We start from the raw sequence: 17,420 nt of genomic DNA, 5'->3' as shown, positions 1-17,420 counted from the left end.
TCATCCATCGAGCTGCCCTCCAACCTGACCGCGCAGTCCCTCGACGATGCGCTTGCCTTCGATGGGCACCAGCGTCACCGTCCGGGTGCATTGGGGCTCGAAGCGGACGGAACTGCCGGCGGGAACGTGCAGCCGCTTGCCGTAGGCGGCGGCGCGGTCGAAATCGAGGCGGGAATTGGCCTCGTAAAAGTGGTAGTGGGAGCCCACCTGGACGGGACGGTCGTCGGTGTTGGTGACCGTCACCGTGCTGAGCTCGCGGCCCTCGTTGTACGCCACCTGTCCTGCGCCTTCGGGATGGTCGATCTTCCCTGGATGGACCAGCGCTGCGGGTTCGGTCCCTGCCTCGGCTCCATCCTTCGGCTGTGCCTGCGGCTCGGCGAACGGGTGGCGAATGGTGACCAGCTTGGTGCCGTCGGGGAACGTCGCCTCGATCTGGAGGTCGGAAATCATCTCGGGCACGCCGTCCATGACGTCGTCACGGGAGAGGATCTTGGCTTCCGCTGACATGAGTTCGTGGACCGACTTGCCGTCCCGTGCCGCCTCGAGCACGTGCGCTGTGATGAGCGCGACCGCCTCGGGATAGTTGAGCAGAACACCTCGTTCTTTACGTCTCCGGGCCACGTCCGCGGCCACATGGATCATCAGACGTTCCTGTTCGTGAGGAGTCAGGTGCACCCCACCACCTCGCCTTCGCTCTGTCCCCGACGGCGTCATGCCTTCGCGGGGCTCGTCGACGGCGCAGATCACCAGGCATCGTCGGCTTCAGAACCCGTCACCGCCGACTGTCGGAGCCATGAGAAGTTTCCCTCACCGACGCGGGAGCAGGCTGGTGCCAGGAGACTCTGGTGATCACCACCTTGTTACCTACAAAACAGTAGTTGGGCAATTACTGATAGTTGCATGGCGCTGTGGTGAGCCGCGCATCACTTCCGTCACGGTATTCACGTCCCCCGGCTATAGCCGGGATGGACAGGGCGGAGCGTGCCGACGCCTGCTGGAGGTAATGCCGTCGGCACGCCAGCTTGAGGTATCCGGCTTCCAGTCGGTCAGTCGCACGGCTCGCGTTGAGTCCTACAGGAGGTCGACAAGACGGTCTCAGATGATCACTGCTCAGCAACGCGAACCGAATCGCTTCGATCCTGTCGTCGGCCCACCGTATGCCGGACGTGTGCCGAAGAGCATCGGGCGAGCATGAATTCGGCCGTCTTCGTCTCGCATCAGACGTTCAAGGGCCGAGAAACCGCATGTGAGATGGGGTGTGGAGTGGTAGGGCGCCCGGGGCTCGAACCCGGAACCTACGGATTAAAAGTCCGCAGCTCTGCCAATTGAGCTAACGCCCCTAGCTACAGCAAGGGTACAAAGATTACCGTCCTGCCCGCGACGCCTCCATCATCGGTAGGCGGCCAGCCCGGTCAGCGCTTCCCCCAGCACCAGCGTATGGATCTCCTGTGTCCCTTCGTACGTCAGCACACTCTCCAGGTTGTTCATGTGCCTGATCACAGGGTACTCCAGGGTGATCCCGTTCCCGCCCAGGATGGATCGGGCCTGGCGGGCGATGTCGAGGGCGGCGCGTACGTTGGCCAGCTTGCCGAAGCTGATCTGCCGGGGTTCGAGGCGGCCCGCGTCCTTCAGTTCGCCCAGGTGCAGGGCGGTGAGCTGGGCCTGGGCGGCGCCCACGTACATCCAGGCGAGTTTCTCCTGCGTCAGCTGGAACGCGCCGATCGGCTTGTCGAACTGGACGCGGGTCTTCGCGTAGTCGACGGCCGCCTCGAGGCAGGCGCGGGCGGCGCCGACGACGCCCCAGACGATGCCGTAGCGGGCTTCCGAGAGGCACGACAGCGGGCCCTTGAGGCCGGTGACTCCGGGCAGGGCGGCGGAGGCGGGCAGGCGGAGGTCGTCGAAGTAGAGGGAGGAGGTGACGGAGGCTCTCAGGGAAAGTTTCTTGTGGATCTCGGGGGCGGTGAAGCCGGGGGTGGAGGTGGGGACGACGAAGCCGCGGACGCCTTCGTCGGTCTGGGCCCAGATCACGGCGACGTCGGCGATCGAGCCGTTGGTGATCCACATCTTGGAGCCGTTGAGGATCCAGTCGGATCCGTCTTTTTTGGCGTACGTGCGCATGTTGGCGGGGTCGGAGCCGTGGTCCGGTTCGGTCAGGCCGAAGCAGCCGATCGCCTCGCCGGCGGCCATCCGGGGCAGCCACTCCTCTTTCTGCTCTTCCGAGCCGTATCGCCAGATCGGGAACATCGCCAGCGAACCCTGGACGGACACGAACGATCGGAGCCCGGAGTCGCCCGCTTCCAGCTCCCGGCAGGCCACGCCGTACGACACCGCGTCCGTGCCGGCGCAGCCGTAACCCTCCAGGTGCATGCCGAGCACGCCCAGCGAACCGAGCGCGGGCGCGAGTTCGCGCGCGGGGAAGGCGGCCTCCTCGAACCAGTCGCCCACGTGCGGCAGGACGCGGTCGGACACGAAGGACTTGACCGTGTCGCGAATCAGCCGCTGATCTGCGTTGAGCTGGTCGTCCAGGCGCAGCAGGTCGTCCATCGCAGAGGTCCTCTCGTCGCGTAAGGGACTACCAGGGTTCTACCAGGGAGAATCCGGATGTGCTAACACCGGCCCCCAGGGCAGTCTTGAGGCATGAGCGATTACGACAACGTCAAGAAGCTGCGCAGGACTCACAAAGGCCGGATCGTCGCGGGTGTCTGCGCGGGCGTCGGCGAGTACGTCGGGATCGACGCCAACATGGTACGGATCGCGCTGGCGATCGCGACGCTGTTCGGCGGGCTGGGCGTCGGCGTGTACGTGATCGGCTGGCTCCTCATCCCCGACGAGCAGGCCGAGACCTCGATCGTCCAGGACCTGGTCAACAAGCAGCAGAGCCGGAGTACGCACACCGACTGGAACAGCGGCGAGCACAAGCCCCAGCCGTGATCATGACGGCGCGCGGGCCTTCCCACGAGACTCGGTCCAGACCATGGCGAGCACGGCGGCGCTGACCACCCCGGTCACCCCGGCCAGCGCGACCACCGGCTCAGGGCCGAGTCTCTCCGCCGCGAACCCGCCGACCAGGATCCCGATCCCCTGTACGGCCATCAACCCCGACTGGACGAGGCCGAACGCCTGGGCACGCCGTTCGGCCGGTACGTTCTGGACGAAAGCGGCGTTGGCCGCGAGCTGGTACGCCCCGCCGATCCCCGACAACACCCATGCCGCGAGCACCACGGCCAGCGGGGGGCGCAGCGCGGTCACGATCAGGGGTGCGCAGCTGAGCATGGCCATCCACCCCATGAGCCGCAGCCGCCGCGGCGGAGACACGAACCTGCTGAACAGGAACGCCCCCACGACGGTCCCGGCCGGCATGGCGGCCATCAGCAGCCCGGTGATCACCGGAATCGGCAGGGTTCCGGTGTGGAGCGTGGCCGCGTACGGCGCGGCGAGGCCCTCCGGCAGGATGTAGAAGCCGCACAACCAGGCGAGCAGGACGATCGTCCGCAGTTTCTTCGACCCGAACACGAGCCGGGCTCCGGCCACGGTCATGGTCCACATGGACGGTTTGCCGCCCTCACCGTGGGCGGCGGGGCGGCGGTGCACGCCGGAGGCCAGGATCAACGCGGATCCGAGGAACGTCGCGGCGTCGAGGGCGAGCGCGCGGTAGGGGCCCATGGCCGCGATCACCGCTCCGCCGGCCGCGAAACCGAGCATCTGGACGGCCTGGTTCGTCATGTTCTGCAGGGCCGAGCCGATGACGTACATGTCGCCTTCGAGCACCTCGGGCAGCAGCGCCGCCCGCGCCGCCGAGAACGGCGCGCTGAGCAGAACCACGAGGAACACCAGTGCGCACAGCGCCCAGAACGGCATGCCGGGCACGGCCATCCCGGCCACCAGTGCGGCCCTGATCAGGTCGCAGGTCAGCATGACGCCTCTGCGCGCGAACCGGTCGGCCAGGCCTGCCAGCAGCGGCCCGCCCACGATCGAGGGCAGGTAGGTCAGCGCGTAGACGGCGGCGGTGGCCAGCGCCGATTGGGTGCGGTTGTAGACGAGCACTGCGAGCGCGACCTGGGCGAGCTGGTCACCGAGGAGCGAAAGGCCCTGGCCGTACCAGAGTGCCCGGAATTCTTTGATCGCGATGACTTCGCGGTAGGTGACTTGTCGTCCTTCGGCACGCCGATGTCGTCCTGGCAGTTGTCGCGCCCGCATGGCCCCCATTGGACTCCGCTGTGCCTGACTCACTGTGTTCGGTATGTCACCTAAGGTTGCCGAACACAAAGGCAAGCCGCAACCCAAAGAAGTCAACCGGAAGCAAAGGGTTACCAGCCGAGCTCGTGAAGCCGCGCGTCGTCGATGCCGAAGTGGTGCCCGATCTCATGGATGACCGTGATGCGTACTTCGTCGATCACGTCCTCTTCCGTAGCGCAGATCTGGCATATCGCATTGCGGTAGATCTCGATGCGGTCGGGAAGAACGGCCGAGTACCAGTCGCCACGTTCCGTCAGGGGGATCCCGGTGTACAGGCCGAGCAGGTTGGGCTCTGGTGGATCGTCGACGACCGTGACGACGACGTTGCTCATGGTGCGTGCGAGGTCTGAGGGGATCGTGTCCAATGCCTCGGCCACGAGTTCCTCGAACTTCTCCCGGGTTACCTCGATCACACTTGCCATTGTGCCCCGCCTGTCGGGTATGCAAGAAACGGTATGAAGTTCGTCCACTGGTCAAAGGCAGCCATCCGGTCGAGGGCCTCGAAAGCCGTCGCGGTGCTCTTCGTCGCCGCTGTGGGCGCCTGGCTCGGCATCTTCTTCAGTGGCACCGTGCGCGCCGAGATCGGTCCCGTGGAAACGGGCATGTCGCTGCGGCCGGCGTGGAGCGGCGAGACGGTCGTGGACGCCAGCCCGCTCGGCACCCTCACGTTCCGTACGCACGCGGCGCCGCTCAGGTTGCGCATCACCCTCGAGAACATCGACCAGGACCGCGCCCGCGCCCTCCTCGAGGACCCCCGGCTGGCCGACCGCCTGCCGGCGCTGATCGAGGCCGACCTGCTGGACGGCGTGCGCGCGCTGGTCATCCGCTCCCTGCTGTGCGCGGGCGCGGGGGCGCTGGTGGCGGTCCTGATGGTGTTCAGGAGGCCTCGCGTGGCGCTCGTGGGGCTGCTGTCGGCCTCCGTGGCGCTCGCCTGCACGGGAGCGCTCGCCGCGCTCACCTTCCGCCCGAACTCGCTCGTCGAGCCGCGCTACTCGGGCCTGGTCGCCGCGGCGCCGTCCCTGGTGGGCAGCGCCGAGTCGATTGTGACGCGTTTCGAGTCGTACCGGTCGCAGCTCACGAAACTGGTGACGAACGTCTCCAAGCTCTACGACACGGTCTCGACCCTGCCGTTGTACGACGCCGACCCGAAAACCATTCGAGTCCTCCACGTCTCGGACATCCATATCAATCCCATCGCCTGGAACGTCATCCGGTCGCTCAAAGACCAGTTCGCCGTGGACATGATCATCGATACGGGCGACATCTCGGACCACGGCACCAAGGCCGAGAACAAGTTCGTCAACGAGATCGGCCGGCTCGGGCTCCCGTACGTTTTCGTCCGCGGCAACCACGACTCGATGACCACCCAGAAGGCGGTCGCGAAGCAGAAGAACGCCATCGTCCTGGACGACAAGTCCAAAACCGTCGAAGGGCTGACCATCTACGGTCTGGGCGATCCCCGCTTCACTCCGGACAAATCCGTGCCCATCTCCGCGAAGCCCGGCACACTCGACGAATATGCCCGCTCCCACCTCCCCAACGTCGGCGAGCCGGACCTGATCGCCGTACACGACCCCGATGTGGCCGAAGGCTTCTCCGGAGCCGCCCCCATGATCCTGGCCGGCCACACCCACGACCGCAGGACCAAGATGTTCCGCTCCGGCACCCGCATGCTCGTCCAGGGCTCCACGGGAGGGGCCGGCCTGCGCGCGCTCGAACACGCCCAGCCGACCCCGGTCCAGGCCTCGGTTCTGTACTTCGACAAGGAGACGAAGCGCCTGCAAGCCTGGGACGACATCACCCTCGGCGGGCTGGGGGAGCAGTCGGTCTACATCCAACGTCACGTGGAGGCCGACCCAGACCGTATGATTTCTCCAGAGCCAACGAACGCCCCGTCGCCAACGGGATCCGTCACTGACTCGCAGACGCCGACCGCCGGTTCGCCGCTTTGGCATCAGGGGCAATCGTCCCCTATGCTTCAGAGGTCTCCGACGGAAGGCGACAGGGAATCCTGAGCCCCCATCGTCTAGCGGCCTAGGACACCGCCCTTTCAAGGCGGCGGCACGGGTTCGAATCCCGTTGGGGGCACAGCGAGCGCCTGGCAACACCGGAAAACGGCTGGTCGAGGATCACCGGAAAGCTGGTAAGCTAAGCGAGCGCAAACAGCAAGAAACGCAAGGTCCTGTAGAGCAGTTTGGAGTGCTCGCCACCCTGTCAAGGTGGAGGTCGCGGGTTCAAGTCCCGTCAGGACCGCTCTGGGTCAGGTAGCTCAGTTGGTACGAGCGTCCGCCTGAAAAGCGGAAGGTCGGCGGTTCGACCCCGCCCCTGACCACATCAAATGACCAGCCAAGATGCCCCGAACGGATCACTGTTCGGGGCTTTTTGATTCCGGTGACAGCAACAGTGACGGCAACGTCAGCTGGCAGAGGACGTGCGGCGGTATGTTCTCGAGCCGTTCGATCAACCTTTCAAACCGACTCGAAGCCTTCGTCACTCAGCGCGTCAAACCCATGCTCCATGCGGAGTGTCCGGGGTAAAGGTGTTCGAGAGGTGACGTCTGAGAGATCGACGCTGACTGGCCGGTTTGTCGGTGGCGGGCTCTACGCTCGCCGCTATGAGTGCCCATGCAGAGACCGTCCGGGCGGAAGTAGACGTCGAGGACTGTAGCACTGTCTTCCTGATGGACGGGGACTGGGACGGCGACGACGTGTGCGACGTGGAGCAGTCCGTCGCGCTCATCACGGTGCGGAAGGCCGTGGCCGAGCTGTCTATCTTTTACCAGCACGGCGACGGCATCCCCTTCACGGTGACCATCGCCGACCACGACCCGGGCGCTGACCTTGACGGATACGAGGAGATCGTGGAGATCGACTTCATATCGTCGACCGGCGAGGTCCTCCTGATCGGATGGTGCATGGACTGGGACGACTCGGCGGTGCGCCGCCTTCCCCCACTACCCGCCGGTCCGGGCCTTCACCGGCTGCGCTACCACGTCTGGAGCACGCTCATGGAGCGGCCGGATTTCGACGGCAACCACCACTACCTACAGATCTGGCCCGCACAGCCGTCCCCGCCCGTCGTCGTCAAGCAGGGCGAATGGATCGCTCACGATAACGACGCCGTCACCTGAGGCCCGTGGCCGGGTGCGACATGCCCTGAATTCCGGGGCAGGAAATTTGCGAAAAGTGCACCACAAAGAGTGAAGCGCCCGGACGTAGGCCGTCAGGGCGCGCAATTTCAGGAACCCTCAGCTGAGGGCATCCCCCAGCGCCTCCGCGACCTGCCGGGCCAGCACCGATACTCCTGGCAGCAGGCGCGCACCCCGAACCCGGGAACGCGCCTGCGGTGGGACGTCTGCGGCGGGCCGCCGCCTTCGGGGATGGCCAGGTTGAACGCCACGCTGGCCTGAACCGCCGCCTTCGACGGTCAGTGTCCCTGCCGTCCCTACTGTCCCTAAGTTTGCTGCAACCAGCACTAACGCAGTCCAGGACAAGGGACAGACCTTCTGGGGGGTGTCCCTGTTGTCTCCATGAGACGGTGACGACCTCAACAGCCGCACCCAAGCCGCGATCCCAGGGGAGCGAACTATGCTCCGATCAGTCAATGGTGCTTCGCACGCCCTTCTGAGCGCGCTGCGCGCGGAAGACCGGCTGTAACACCTTGGAGGACCCCCCGTGTTACAGCAGGTTCGGCCCTGGTAGGCCGCCCCAGGAAGGACGCCCGCCAGACAGGCGATCACGACTGATGGTGGTGCGCCATCTTCCGCCCGATACCAGGGCCAGGGCGCGTGCTCACCTCCTGCTCCCACCAGCAAACTCGCCGGCCTTTCGTCTTGGGAGGGTTGCAGCTTCAGCCAGGAGAGTCGCTAGGTTCCCTCGCCGCCGCTCCGTCTCGTCGTGGTGCAGTCACGCATGTCCGAATCCGTGTCAAGACGCTGAGGATGTTGCCGAGTCGCTCTGTTATGGCGTCCTTGAGTGCTCTTGTCACGCTCCAATGCTGACGTTTGGATCTAGGGGTGATCTTCTGCGGTGCGTCACAAGCAGCGGGTTTCGGATGTGTCGCCCATATTGCCGCCTGTCCTGCCCAGTTCATTCCTGTCTGGGCGCGCGGTCATCAGCCTGCGCCGTCCTCCAAGAGAAGGAGTCGCGACCTTGACCATGCTGACCTACACCCTCATCACCGACCCGGCGCCCCTGGCGGCGTCAGCGGCCGGGCGGCCGTCCACGGGGACGGTGTACCTGCTCGTAACGAACACCGGGCAGCAGGCGGTGCTCTGGTCCACGATCAAGGTGGAGGTGCCCGTCGGCAACGGCGCTGGCGACCTCACCTCGGCCTTTAACAAGATCAAGCCCAAGGGCGAGTACAACGGCACCCAACCGGTGAACGTCCAGCGGCAGGGCTCCAACGCCTTCCAGGCCACCGCCCCTGGCGGCACAATGAGTTTCGCCTCCGGCGACTACATGGTGCTGACGCTGGAGAACGTCACCGTCGCCGCCACCGCCGGACTGGCCGTGCTGAAGGTGACTGAGAACACCGGCAGAACCATGCCCAAGCCCAAGACCAAGAGCCTGCCCACCAGGTCCGCGCGGGTGGCGCTGGTGAAGACCGCTCCGAAGGAGCTTCCGGTGCCGCGCGACTTCCGTCCGGACAAGGCCATGGTCGACGCCGGTGAAAAGCTCACACTGCGCTGGGAGGGGGCGGCCGGCTTCGGCTACGAGATCATGTACCCGGGCGCGCCGCAGCCCGTACCCGTCTCCGGGGGCAAATGGTCACCGCCCGACGCGCCGAAGCGGGCTACCACCTACATCCTCATCGCCACCGACCCCAAGACTCAACAGCAGCACTTCCTCACCACGACCGTTCAGGTGCGCAATCCCATCCTGGAAGCTCTCACCGCCATCGAGGGTGTCACCACCCCGTGCGTACAGGGGGCGACCGAGGGGGACGGAGCCTTCACCTTCTCCAAGGGCGCGATGCATGTGCGGCGCGAATTCGGCTCCCATGAAGGCGGGGTGCTGTACGCCGGCGGCATCAGAACCGAGTACGTGAGCGGGCCCGATGACGCCGACGGAGACATCACCTTCCTCCCGGGCGAGGTGAAGGTCTGGCGCAATCGCGGCTCCAATGACCCGGGCGCCCTGGGCGCCGGTGAGGCCAATGTCAGCGGCATCGCCACCGTCGGCGGCATCGCCACCGGGTACGTGAAGGGGCTTAATGACAGCCACGGAATCATCACCTTCCTTCCGGGCGTGGTGCAAGTCGGGAGCGCACTCGCCTCCCGGGACCGGGGCATCCTGTACGTCGGCGGCATCAGAACCGAGTACGTGAGCGGGCCCAATGACGCCGACGGAGACATCACCTTCCTCACAGGCGGGGTGAAAGTCTGGACCGCACGCGGCTCCGGTTTCCCGGGCAACCTGTACGCCAGCATGGCTGAACTCTGGTGCATCTACACCGAATGGGTGGGAGGAAGAAGCAACGACAACGGACGGATCAGCTTCCCTGAGGAAGGGATACAGGTCAGCCGGGGAAACGGAGCGTATGGAATCGTGTCCGCCTACGAGTACCGCCGCTGTCAATAGTGAGGGGGCACAGAAAGGGTGCGCAGCACCTTAGATGTCCTAACGACCAGCGGACGAGCCGTCGCCAGCAGACGATTGCGGCGGCGAGGGTCATGAACGCCTCGTGGATGTCGTCGCGTACCTCCCAGCGGATGCGCAGGCGGCGGAACCAGTGCAGGGGCGCGATCGTGCGTTCGACGATCCAGCGGAGGATGCCCGGCCGGAGCCGTGCGGGGTGCCGCGGCGGGCGATGATGGGTTTCATGCCGGTGCGCCAGACCAGGCGGCGGTACTTGTCGTGGCCGTTGCCGCGGTCGGCGTACAGGGGCGTGCGAAGCTCCTCTTTGGTGGAGTGGCTGCGTGACAAACTGAGTGACAACCGCGGCAGACGATCACGGACGTTGACGGACGCTTGCGGATGGTCGGGGCCTGGTCAGCGCTGTCATGAGCCTGGCGGGAACGGGTGCTCGGCTTGCCTGAAAAGCGGAAGGTCGGCGGTTCGACCCCGCCCCTGACCACCTCATAAGACCAGCTGAACGCCCCGAACAGATCACTGTTCGGGGCGTTTGACGTTCGGTGACGACCTCTCTGCCAACGCTTCTTGAGACAGAGTGACTAGGTTCACCTGAGTGATGAGGGTGAGAAAGTAAGGATCTCAGGCCGACCACGCAGCTCGGCAGATCGTCCATGATGGGACGGTGGGCTCGGCCTCTAAGAACGAGCCGGCCGTGAACAGGACGACGAACGAGGCTCGGATCGTACCGGGCGCGATCGGCGTCATGGCGCTCGTCAGGAGCCGCAGGGGCCACTGGGCAGCTATGCAGGGTCGGGTTGACGATCTTGGTGATGGCGCGTGACCTACCCCTGGCCAGCGAGAACGCACGCGTGGTGCCCGGACGCCGGGGGCTGCGCCGCCCCGAGGGGCGCGGCATGACTTCGTTGCTTCGGGGAACGGATCGGGCATGAACGTACTGGTCATCGGCGCCGGCATCGGCGGGCTCTCGACAGCGCTCAGCCTGCACGCCGCAGGGATCGACTGCACGATCGTGGAGGCGGTGCCGGATCTGCGGCCGCTGGGGGTCGGCATAAATCTGCAGCCGCACGCGGTGCGGGAGTTGGTGGAGCTCGGTCTCGGTGAGGCGTTGGAAGAGACCGGGATACCGACGAACAACCTCATCTACACCAACCGGCATGGCGATGTGGTTCTCACGCTGCCGCGCGGGCGGAACGCGGGATACCACTGGCCGCAATATTCCATTCACCGTGGCCGTCTGCAGATGGTCCTTCTCGAGGCGGTGCTGCAGCGGCTAGGACCGGATGCGGTGAACCTCGGATGGGCCTTCGACGACTTCGAACACGGGGTGGACCGCGCCGGTGAGGGGCCGGTGGAGGTACGGCTGCGGGAGGTGGCCACCGGCCGGACGGTGGTGCGGGTGGCGGATGTGCTGGTCGGAGCCGACGGCGTGCATTCAACGGTCAGGGCGCGGATGCACCCGCACGGCGACCCGCTGCGGTGGAGCGGAATCACGATGTGGCGGGGGATCACGGAGCTGGAGTCATGCCTGGACGGGGCGTCCATGGTGGTCGCCGGGGCCGACGACGCGGCCAAGATCGTGGCCTATCCGATATGCGCGCAGACCCGCGCTCGGGGGCGGGCGCTGGTGAACTGGGTGGCCGAGGTGCGGGTGGCCGAGCCGGGGCCGGCGGTGACCAAGGCGGATTGGCGGCGCGAGGGGCGGCTTGATGACGTGCTCCCGCATTTCGCCGGGTGGCGGCTGCCTTTCCTGGACGTGCCGACGCTGATCGCCGGCGCCGGTCGAGTTCTGGAATACCCGATGGTGGACAGAGATCCGCTGCCCTTCTGGGGCGTCGGATGCGTGACGCTGCTGGGCGATGCGGCGCACCCGGTGTATCCGGTCGGTTCCAACGGCGGTTCGCAGGCGGTTCTGGATGCGCGGTTCCTGGCCCTGGCGCTCGCGAACGCCGGCGATCCGGTCAAGGGCCTGGCCGGCTACGAAAGCGAGCGCCGGCCGGTGACCAGCGAGCTCGTTCTGGCCAGTCGGCGGTTCCCGGTGGATGAAACCGTCAAGCTTGTCGAACAACGTGCGCCCGGCGGTTTCTCCGACATCAGGGAGGTTCTCACGGCGCAGGAGCTGTCCAGGATGGCGGACGCTCAGAAGCTGGTCGCCGACATGGACGTCAAGACGCTCAACGAACGCCCGTCCTGGACCGTGCCCCAGTGAGAGTGTCACAGGCGGGAGCTTCGAGATCATGAGCTTCTCGGCGCCCCAGTGATCACCTGAGGAGATCGTGCCTGACCTGTCAGCATTGCCGATCAATGCCGCCGCCTGCCGCTGGAGTGCGGAGCCGGCCCTACGGATCAACCACCAGGGGCAGGTCGCGGGGTCCAGCTTTCCAACGGGAGATCGTCCGGGGCGGTCAGGGACGTGGCGCGCTGGTCGAAGAACAGGCGGGCGACCAGGTCGCCCCGGGAGCCGGTGCCGGACTTGGCGAAAATCGATTTCAGGTGGTCCTGAACGGTGTAAGCTGCCATGTGCAGCCGGTTGGCGATCTGCCGGGTCGGCAGGCCTTGCGCGACGAGTTCGGTGACGCGTTTCTCCCGCTCCGTCAGGCCGTACATGTCGGCCAGCAAAGGGGCCATCTCGGCTGGTCGGGCCGCCTCGAGCAGCACCGCGACCGGCGCCGGCGGTCCTTCTCCCAGCAGGGACGCCCGGACGATCAGCCAACGGCCCGTACGGGTGCGGACGCGCGCCCTGGCCAGCCCGATGCCGGCGACCTGTGTCCTCCCGTCGGCGATGGCACGAGCCTGGCCGGCGACGGAGCGGATCACGAGCGGCAGCCTGGTGCCGGCTCGCTCGCCGATGCCGAGTTCGTCGACCCAGTGTTCGGCCTCCCGATTGGCAAGGTCGACACCGTCGTCGGGATCCAGCACGAGCATCCCGGTGTCAGGGCGGTCTGCACAGGCGTCATCCAGCAGGAGCGCCCGGCGCAGTCCGTCGGAGATCAACCCGGTCAGCGACGAAAGGAGCCGGACCTCGGGCAGCGAGAAGTGCGGGCTGCCCGTCTCGCGGAACACGGTGAGAGCGCCCCACGTACCGGTGCCGCTGGAGAGGACGACCCGAAGCTCATCGGCATAGCCCCCGGGATGCCGGACCTCGCGCTGACGACGGCTGAGGTCGAGATCGCCTGCGGTGGCCTCGCTCAGGCTCGCCGCCGCTGTGCGGGCGCGCGCCATGTCGACCCACTTGGTGTAATCCGGTTCGCGTAACTCGATGTCGACGAGCCGGCTGATCGAATCCGCGGTCAGCCCGTTCTCGACGAACTCCGCGGTCGGCAGCATGGTGGCCGGGTCCATGGTCATCAGGCAGGTGCCCGCCGACGGCACCGCGTCATCCAGGGCGTCGCTCACCGCGCGCCAGTAGTGCTCCACGGACATGCCGCGATGAACCAGTCGTACGAGGTCGTCGCGGACCCGTCCGCGCATCGCCTGGTCGTAGACCATGGTCCAGCGTAGCCGGACCCCCAGAAATATGGGATACCCCGAAACGCCGCGGTCGAGGAAAGCTGATCGCGTGAGCGGGAGGAGTCACGATGGAGATCTTGCACGTCGGGCTGCTGGTGGCGGACCTCGAACGATCGCCGGCGTTCCACGGGGCCGCCGGGAGTGTGCCCCGGACGCCGATCATCATGCTCGACCTGCCGGACGAGAGGGGTGCCTGCGATGACTGACGCGCCGCTCCGTCTGTACATGGCCATGTCCGTCGACGGTTTCATCGCCGGACCGGACGACCGGGAGGGCCAGGAACTCGGGCGCGGTGGTGGGCGGCTGTTCAACTGGCTCGACGAGCGGAGATCCGCAGGGGTCAACGGGCAGGTGTACCGCGAGGCCATGGCTACCGGCGCCGTGATCTCGGGACGCCGTACGTTCGAGCTGGCGGGCAGGTGGCAAGGCGATCACCACGACGGCGTGCCGATCCACGTGCTGACCCACCACGTCGACGAGGGTGACGTGCCACCTGGCAGCGCGAAGTTCTACACCGACGTCAACGTGTGCGCCGACGAGGCCAGGGAGGCCTCGCGTGACCGTGCGGTACTGGTGCACGGCGCGGGTGCCGCGCAGGCGTTGCTGGCGGCCGGTCAACTCGACGAGCTGGAGCTGCACCTTGTCCCCGTGCTGCTGGGAGGTGGCCGCCGGCTGTTCGAGGAGACGGGCCTCGGTCACATCGAGCTGGAGCCGGTCCGCCGGCTCGAAGGTCGCAACGCCACGCACTTGAGATACCGCATAGTCCGCTGAGGAGGAGATCCAGTGATGAAGGCCGCTCTTGATGAGGTTCCCGCAGGGACCTGGACCATCGATCCGATGCACAGCACGGTCGGGTTCTCGGTCCGTCATCTGATGGGCAAGGTGCGCGGAACCTTCGAGGAGTTCACCGGTTCCGTGACCACCGCCGAACGGCCGAGCGACTGCTCCGCGACCGCCACGGTCGCCATGAGCTCGGTGAACACCGGGGTCCGGATGCGTGACGACGACCTACGGTCCGCCAACTTCTTCGACATCGACCGGTTTCCCCATATGGTCTTCGAAGGTACCGGCCTGACCGTGGATGACGGACTCTTCGAACTCCGCGGAAAGCTGACGATCCGCGGCATCACGCGTGACATCGCCATGGGGGTCGAGTTTCTCGGCTTCGATGAGACCGGACTGCAGGGCGAGCAGCGGATCGGCTTCTCGGCGACGACGACGATCCGCCGCTCCGATTTCGGCGTGGGCGCCGCGGGGGAGGGTGAGAAGGTCGTCGTCGGCGACAAGGTCACCGTCCTGCTCGACATCCAGGCCGTACGCTGAATCACGGTCTGACGTCGCCAGGCACGCCTTCCCCGTACGGTGGATCTAGAGCGAGAGTGCCGTGACGAGGATCAGCAGGAGCAGGAGCGCCAGCCCGCCGCCCGCGACCACCAGCAGGGCGATCATGCAGCCCTGCCCGTTCCACGGTTGGGGGGCGGGGCCGAGGGCGCCCCGGGCGTAGGCCCACACGGGGGCGCGGTATTCGATCTCGAACGCCATCCCCGGCTGGAGCCAGAGCGTGAAGTCCGCGGGGCCGATCTGCGCGGGGAGCAGGTAGGGCAGGTGGACGTGAAGGTGATATTGGCCGGGAGGAAGCGGGATCACGTTGCGGCCCCACCGGCCCAGCATCGGCCGGCCGTTCAGGATGATCTTGGGGGTGATCATGGCGAGCATGAAGCCCATCCAGTGCCGCTTCACGTCGAGGACGAGCTGCGCCTGACCGCCTGGAGGGCCTGCCGGAGGGCCCCCTTGAGGCACTCCATGAGGGGTGGGCGGAGGTGGCTGGTTCCACGGGTGGTGCGGGCCGGGCGGATGCATGGCGGTCATGCTAGTGCCCTCCGGCCCCGCCATGATCTCCCGGCGTCACAGCGGCCCGGACGTGCAGACCGCTCCGTTGAGCTTGAAGACGGAGGGCAGCACGTTCGGGCCGCTGTAGTCGCCGACGAAGCCGATCGAGGCCGACGCGCCGGTGGCGAGCGCGCCGGCGCCGGGTTCGTTGACGACCTTGACCTCCCGCCCGTCCTCCGTCCAGACCCCGCCCCAGCCGCTGCCCAGGCTCTGCCACGACCGGGGCCAGGAGAAGGTCAGGGTCCAGCCGTTCACGGGGGCGCCGTTGTTGGTGATGTCGATGGCGCCGACGTAGCCGCTGGCCCAGTCGGACTGGACGCTCAGCCGCGCCGTGCAGGAGCCGGTGGCGGGCGTCGTGGTCGTGAACGTCAGCGGCGGCGAGGACCAGGACAGGCCGCCGCCGCTGTCGCGGGCGATCACGTTGACCGTGTAGCGGGTGCCCGGTTCGAGGTTGTCCACGGTGTACGACGTGCCGCCGGTCTCGCCGAGCTGCTCGGTGACGGCGCCGTGCCGGCGGTGCAGCTCGTACTTGGCGATCGGGCGCGAACCGGCCGTGGCGCGCGGCCAGGTGATCGTGGCTGTGGTGGCGGTCACGGCGGAGGCGGCGGGCTGCCCGGGTGCGCCGGGGAGGCCGGACTCGGGTGTCTCCGGGTGCAGGACGAGCGTGGTCAGCGAGAGGGGCGGGAGGGTCTGGGCGGTGGCGCTGCCCGTGGTCGTGGTGGTGATGGACGTGGCGCCGTTGGTGTGGGTCAGCACGGTGGGCGGCCCGGCGGCGGGCGTGTAGCCCTCGTAGTCGATGGTCACGGGGTGGGACGTGCCGGACGAGGTGTTGATCAGCAGGACGGCGAGGTCGCCGCCGGGCCGGCGGACGGCGTGCGCGGTGACGGCGGGCTCGTCGGTCGCGGCGCTGACGAACTGGTCGCCGGGCCGGGCGAACGCGCTCATCATCCGCAGCGCGTGGTAGGGCGCGAAGGGCGTGTTCAGCGGCGGCTCGCAGAAGCTCCCGTCGGCGGTGCACGACGCGCTCGACAGCAGGCCGAAGTCGCCGTAGTCGGTGTGCCCCTCGACCTCGGTGACGGCGCCGATGCCGTTGCGGACGTTCCACCAGTCGACAGAGAACACCCCGTTCGCCAGCAGCGTCGCGTAGGAGTCGGCGGCGGCCAGCGCGCCGGGCTGGGTGTTGGTGCCGTTGCTGTTCGAGCCGGTGTTGAACTCGGTCATGGCGATGCCGATCCGGCCCGCGTCCGGCCCCGCGTGCCGGGCGATCTGCTCGCGGGTGAGCTGGATCATGTCGGGTACGTGGCCCGCCCGGTCGAGGGCGCCGGGATACCAGTGCAGGACCACGAAGTCGATCTTGGATCCGGCGGCCGACAGGACGACCTCGTTCCAGCTGCCGGCGTCGCCCTCGGCCACGATCGCGTCGGGCCAGTTGGCGGGCGTGGTCAGCACCGCGCCGATCTTGATGTCCGGGTCGACGGCCTTCATCGCGTCGGAGTAGGCGACGACGTGGCGGGCGTACTCGGCCGGGCTCTTGTCGGGGTGGTCGTCGGCCTCCCATGCGGCGCCGTAGTGGCCGTTACCGTAGATCTCGTTGCCGATCTCCCAGTACGTGATGCCGTAGCCCTTGGTGACGTTGGCGTGCCGTACCCAGGCCGCGGCCTCCTCCGCCGTTCCCGTGCCGTAGTTGGCGGTCACCATCGCCTGGGCGCCGGTGCGCCGTACGCCGCGCATGAAGGTGTCGAAGTCGGTGTCGGGCGCGACGTAGCCGCCCGGGGCGGTGTGGTCGGCCCAGTGGTAGATGTCGGAGTAGGAGCCGCCGGGATAGCGCAGCAGTTTCACGCCCGCGTCATCGAGCAGGTCGGCGGTCTCGTCGGAGCCCAGGTGGGTGTCCCAGATGGCATGGTTGGCGCCGATGCCCGTCTCGGGGACGGTGGCGAGGGCGGCGCGCGCGTTGACGGTCACCTCGGCCGGTGCGGCGCCGGCGTACGCGGCGGGGGTGTTGAGCGCGGTCAGCGTCAGCAGGAGCGCGGACGCGGCCCGCAGCAGGGTGGTCGGCATCGGTGCACCTCGCCCGTGGACAGTGGTCATCACTCGACGCCTCCTCCTGACCAGGAGGCAGCATGATCATGAGCGGCGGGCGGCGGGCTCGTCAACCGGCCATGAAACTTTCACCGCGCGGCTGCACCATAT

The 17,420-nt window shown here is 67.2% G+C and carries 15 protein-coding genes, 5 tRNA genes and 1 pseudogene; 12 read left to right on the top strand and 9 right to left on the bottom strand.

The features are described from left to right. From ABGA98_RS18390 to ABGA98_RS18380, 3 genes are all read right to left on the bottom strand, one after another. Positions 1 to 714: an urease subunit gamma gene (locus ABGA98_RS18390; protein WP_347619977.1), complete on the bottom strand. Its 714-nt coding sequence runs from the start codon at positions 712 to 714 to the stop codon at positions 1 to 3. Positions 715 to 1,264: 550 nt separating this feature from the next. Next, positions 1,265 to 1,340, bottom strand: a tRNA-Lys gene (locus ABGA98_RS18385). A 49-nt stretch (positions 1,341 to 1,389) separates the two neighbouring features. After that, positions 1,390 to 2,544: an acyl-CoA dehydrogenase family protein gene (locus tag ABGA98_RS18380; RefSeq protein WP_347619538.1), complete on the bottom strand. Its 1,155-nt coding sequence runs from the start codon at positions 2,542 to 2,544 to the stop codon at positions 1,390 to 1,392. Positions 2,545 to 2,637: 93 nt separating this feature from the next. Between ABGA98_RS18380 and ABGA98_RS18375 the strand changes: the two genes are divergently transcribed. Beyond that, the gene (locus ABGA98_RS18375) at positions 2,638 to 2,931 is read left to right on the top strand and encodes a PspC domain-containing protein (protein ID WP_347619537.1); all 294 of its coding nucleotides are present in this window, start codon (positions 2,638 to 2,640) and stop codon (positions 2,929 to 2,931) included. Here ABGA98_RS18375 and ABGA98_RS18370 read toward each other — a convergent pair whose 3' ends face one another. Both ABGA98_RS18370 and ABGA98_RS18365 read right to left on the bottom strand, forming a co-directional pair. Then, on the bottom strand, positions 2,932 to 4,197 hold the full coding sequence (locus tag ABGA98_RS18370) for an MFS transporter (RefSeq protein WP_347619536.1): 1,266 nt from the start codon (positions 4,195 to 4,197) through the stop codon (positions 2,932 to 2,934). A gap of 110 nt (positions 4,198 to 4,307) precedes the next feature. Further along, the gene (locus ABGA98_RS18365) at positions 4,308 to 4,649 is read right to left on the bottom strand and encodes a metallopeptidase family protein (RefSeq protein ID WP_347619535.1); all 342 of its coding nucleotides are present in this window, start codon (positions 4,647 to 4,649) and stop codon (positions 4,308 to 4,310) included. 42 nt (positions 4,650 to 4,691) lie between these two features. Here ABGA98_RS18365 and ABGA98_RS18360 point away from each other — a divergent pair, with 42 nt between their 5' ends. From ABGA98_RS18360 to ABGA98_RS18335, 6 genes are all read left to right on the top strand, one after another. Further along, a complete protein-coding gene (locus ABGA98_RS18360; RefSeq protein WP_347619534.1) occupies positions 4,692 to 6,251 on the top strand; it encodes a metallophosphoesterase in 1,560 nt (519 codons plus the stop codon). Continuing rightward, positions 6,252 to 6,324: transfer RNA gene (locus ABGA98_RS18355), tRNA-Glu, on the top strand. 90 nt (positions 6,325 to 6,414) lie between these two features. Beyond that, positions 6,415 to 6,489 (top strand) — tRNA-Asp (locus ABGA98_RS18350). 5 nt (positions 6,490 to 6,494) lie between these two features. Continuing rightward, positions 6,495 to 6,568: transfer RNA gene (locus tag ABGA98_RS18345), tRNA-Phe, on the top strand. 282 nt (positions 6,569 to 6,850) lie between these two features. Further along, the gene (locus ABGA98_RS18340; protein ID WP_347619533.1) at positions 6,851 to 7,366 is read left to right on the top strand and encodes a hypothetical protein; all 516 of its coding nucleotides are present in this window, start codon (positions 6,851 to 6,853) and stop codon (positions 7,364 to 7,366) included. Between the two features lie 1,021 nt (positions 7,367 to 8,387). Next, positions 8,388 to 9,818 (top strand): hypothetical protein, encoded by a 1,431-nt coding sequence (locus ABGA98_RS18335; protein WP_347619532.1) that lies wholly within the window; start codon positions 8,388 to 8,390, stop codon positions 9,816 to 9,818. A gap of 67 nt (positions 9,819 to 9,885) precedes the next feature. On the opposite strand, the pseudogene ABGA98_RS18330 reads toward ABGA98_RS18335, so the two are convergent. Further along, positions 9,886 to 10,005 (bottom strand): annotated as a pseudogene (locus ABGA98_RS18330) (IS5/IS1182 family transposase); the annotation flags it as partial. A gap of 238 nt (positions 10,006 to 10,243) precedes the next feature. On the opposite strand from ABGA98_RS18330, the gene ABGA98_RS18325 reads away from it, so the two are divergent. Together ABGA98_RS18325 and ABGA98_RS18320 are read left to right on the top strand one after the other, a co-directional pair. Then, positions 10,244 to 10,314 (top strand) — tRNA-Phe (locus ABGA98_RS18325). Between the two features lie 444 nt (positions 10,315 to 10,758). After that, positions 10,759 to 12,039, top strand: a complete 1,281-nt coding sequence (locus tag ABGA98_RS18320; protein ID WP_347619531.1) for a flavin-dependent oxidoreductase — start codon at positions 10,759 to 10,761, stop codon at positions 12,037 to 12,039. A 137-nt stretch (positions 12,040 to 12,176) separates the two neighbouring features. On the opposite strand, the gene ABGA98_RS18315 is transcribed toward ABGA98_RS18320, so the two are convergent. Further along, positions 12,177 to 13,226 (bottom strand): helix-turn-helix transcriptional regulator, encoded by a 1,050-nt coding sequence (locus ABGA98_RS18315; RefSeq protein ID WP_347619530.1) that lies wholly within the window; start codon positions 13,224 to 13,226, stop codon positions 12,177 to 12,179. A gap of 182 nt (positions 13,227 to 13,408) precedes the next feature. Between ABGA98_RS18315 and ABGA98_RS18310 the strand changes: the two genes are divergently transcribed. Genes ABGA98_RS18310 through ABGA98_RS18300 form a run of 3 tightly spaced genes read left to right on the top strand, consistent with a single transcriptional unit; the run spans position 13,409 to position 14,663 of the window. Then, positions 13,409 to 13,546, top strand: a complete 138-nt coding sequence (locus tag ABGA98_RS18310; protein WP_347619529.1) for a hypothetical protein — start codon at positions 13,409 to 13,411, stop codon at positions 13,544 to 13,546. After that, positions 13,539 to 14,111, top strand: coding sequence for a dihydrofolate reductase family protein (locus tag ABGA98_RS18305; protein ID WP_347619528.1), 573 nt, complete (start codon positions 13,539 to 13,541; stop codon positions 14,109 to 14,111). The genes ABGA98_RS18310 and ABGA98_RS18305 overlap by 8 nt, the downstream gene beginning before the upstream one ends. Positions 14,112 to 14,126: 15 nt before the next feature. Continuing rightward, positions 14,127 to 14,663 carry a YceI family protein gene (locus tag ABGA98_RS18300; protein ID WP_347619527.1) on the top strand — a complete coding sequence of 179 codons (537 nt, stop codon included), beginning with the start codon at positions 14,127 to 14,129 and terminating at the stop codon, positions 14,661 to 14,663. A gap of 45 nt (positions 14,664 to 14,708) precedes the next feature. On the opposite strand, the gene ABGA98_RS18295 is transcribed toward ABGA98_RS18300, so the two are convergent. Together ABGA98_RS18295 and ABGA98_RS18290 are read right to left on the bottom strand one after the other, a co-directional pair. Beyond that, on the bottom strand, positions 14,709 to 15,080 hold the full coding sequence (locus ABGA98_RS18295) for a hypothetical protein (protein ID WP_347619526.1): 372 nt from the start codon (positions 15,078 to 15,080) through the stop codon (positions 14,709 to 14,711). 165 nt (positions 15,081 to 15,245) lie between these two features. Beyond that, complete coding sequence (locus ABGA98_RS18290) at positions 15,246 to 17,288, bottom strand: cellulose binding domain-containing protein (RefSeq protein ID WP_347619525.1); 2,043 nt, start codon at positions 17,286 to 17,288, stop codon at positions 15,246 to 15,248. Positions 17,289 to 17,420 lie beyond the last annotated feature (132 nt).

This window comes from Nonomuraea sp. B1E8, from assembly GCF_039871515.1.
Taxonomy (GTDB): Bacteria; Actinomycetota; Actinomycetes; order Streptosporangiales; family Streptosporangiaceae; genus Nonomuraea.
This window is presented reverse-complemented; position numbering and strand designations above follow the sequence as displayed.

What these genes read in the sequence shown, in the direction of transcription:
- ABGA98_RS18380 (WP_347619538.1), bottom strand. Translation starts at nt 2,544, where the DNA reads ATGGACGACCTGCTGCGCCTGGACGACCAGCTCAACGCAGATCAGCGG.
- ABGA98_RS18320 (WP_347619531.1), top strand. Translation starts at nt 10,759, where the DNA reads ATGAACGTACTGGTCATCGGCGCCGGCATCGGCGGGCTCTCGACAGCG.
- ABGA98_RS18300 (WP_347619527.1), top strand. Translation starts at nt 14,127, where the DNA reads ATGAAGGCCGCTCTTGATGAGGTTCCCGCAGGGACCTGGACCATCGAT.
- ABGA98_RS18310 (WP_347619529.1), top strand. Translation starts at nt 13,409, where the DNA reads ATGGAGATCTTGCACGTCGGGCTGCTGGTGGCGGACCTCGAACGATCG.
- ABGA98_RS18340 (WP_347619533.1), top strand. Translation starts at nt 6,851, where the DNA reads ATGAGTGCCCATGCAGAGACCGTCCGGGCGGAAGTAGACGTCGAGGAC.
- ABGA98_RS18360 (WP_347619534.1), top strand. Translation starts at nt 4,692, where the DNA reads ATGAAGTTCGTCCACTGGTCAAAGGCAGCCATCCGGTCGAGGGCCTCG.
- ABGA98_RS18305 (WP_347619528.1), top strand. Translation starts at nt 13,539, where the DNA reads ATGACTGACGCGCCGCTCCGTCTGTACATGGCCATGTCCGTCGACGGT.
- ABGA98_RS18370 (WP_347619536.1), bottom strand. Translation starts at nt 4,197, where the DNA reads ATGCGGGCGCGACAACTGCCAGGACGACATCGGCGTGCCGAAGGACGA.
- ABGA98_RS18290 (WP_347619525.1), bottom strand. Translation starts at nt 17,288, where the DNA reads ATGCCGACCACCCTGCTGCGGGCCGCGTCCGCGCTCCTGCTGACGCTG.
- ABGA98_RS18375 (WP_347619537.1), top strand. Translation starts at nt 2,638, where the DNA reads ATGAGCGATTACGACAACGTCAAGAAGCTGCGCAGGACTCACAAAGGC.
- ABGA98_RS18390 (WP_347619977.1), bottom strand. Translation starts at nt 714, where the DNA reads ATGACGCCGTCGGGGACAGAGCGAAGGCGAGGTGGTGGGGTGCACCTG.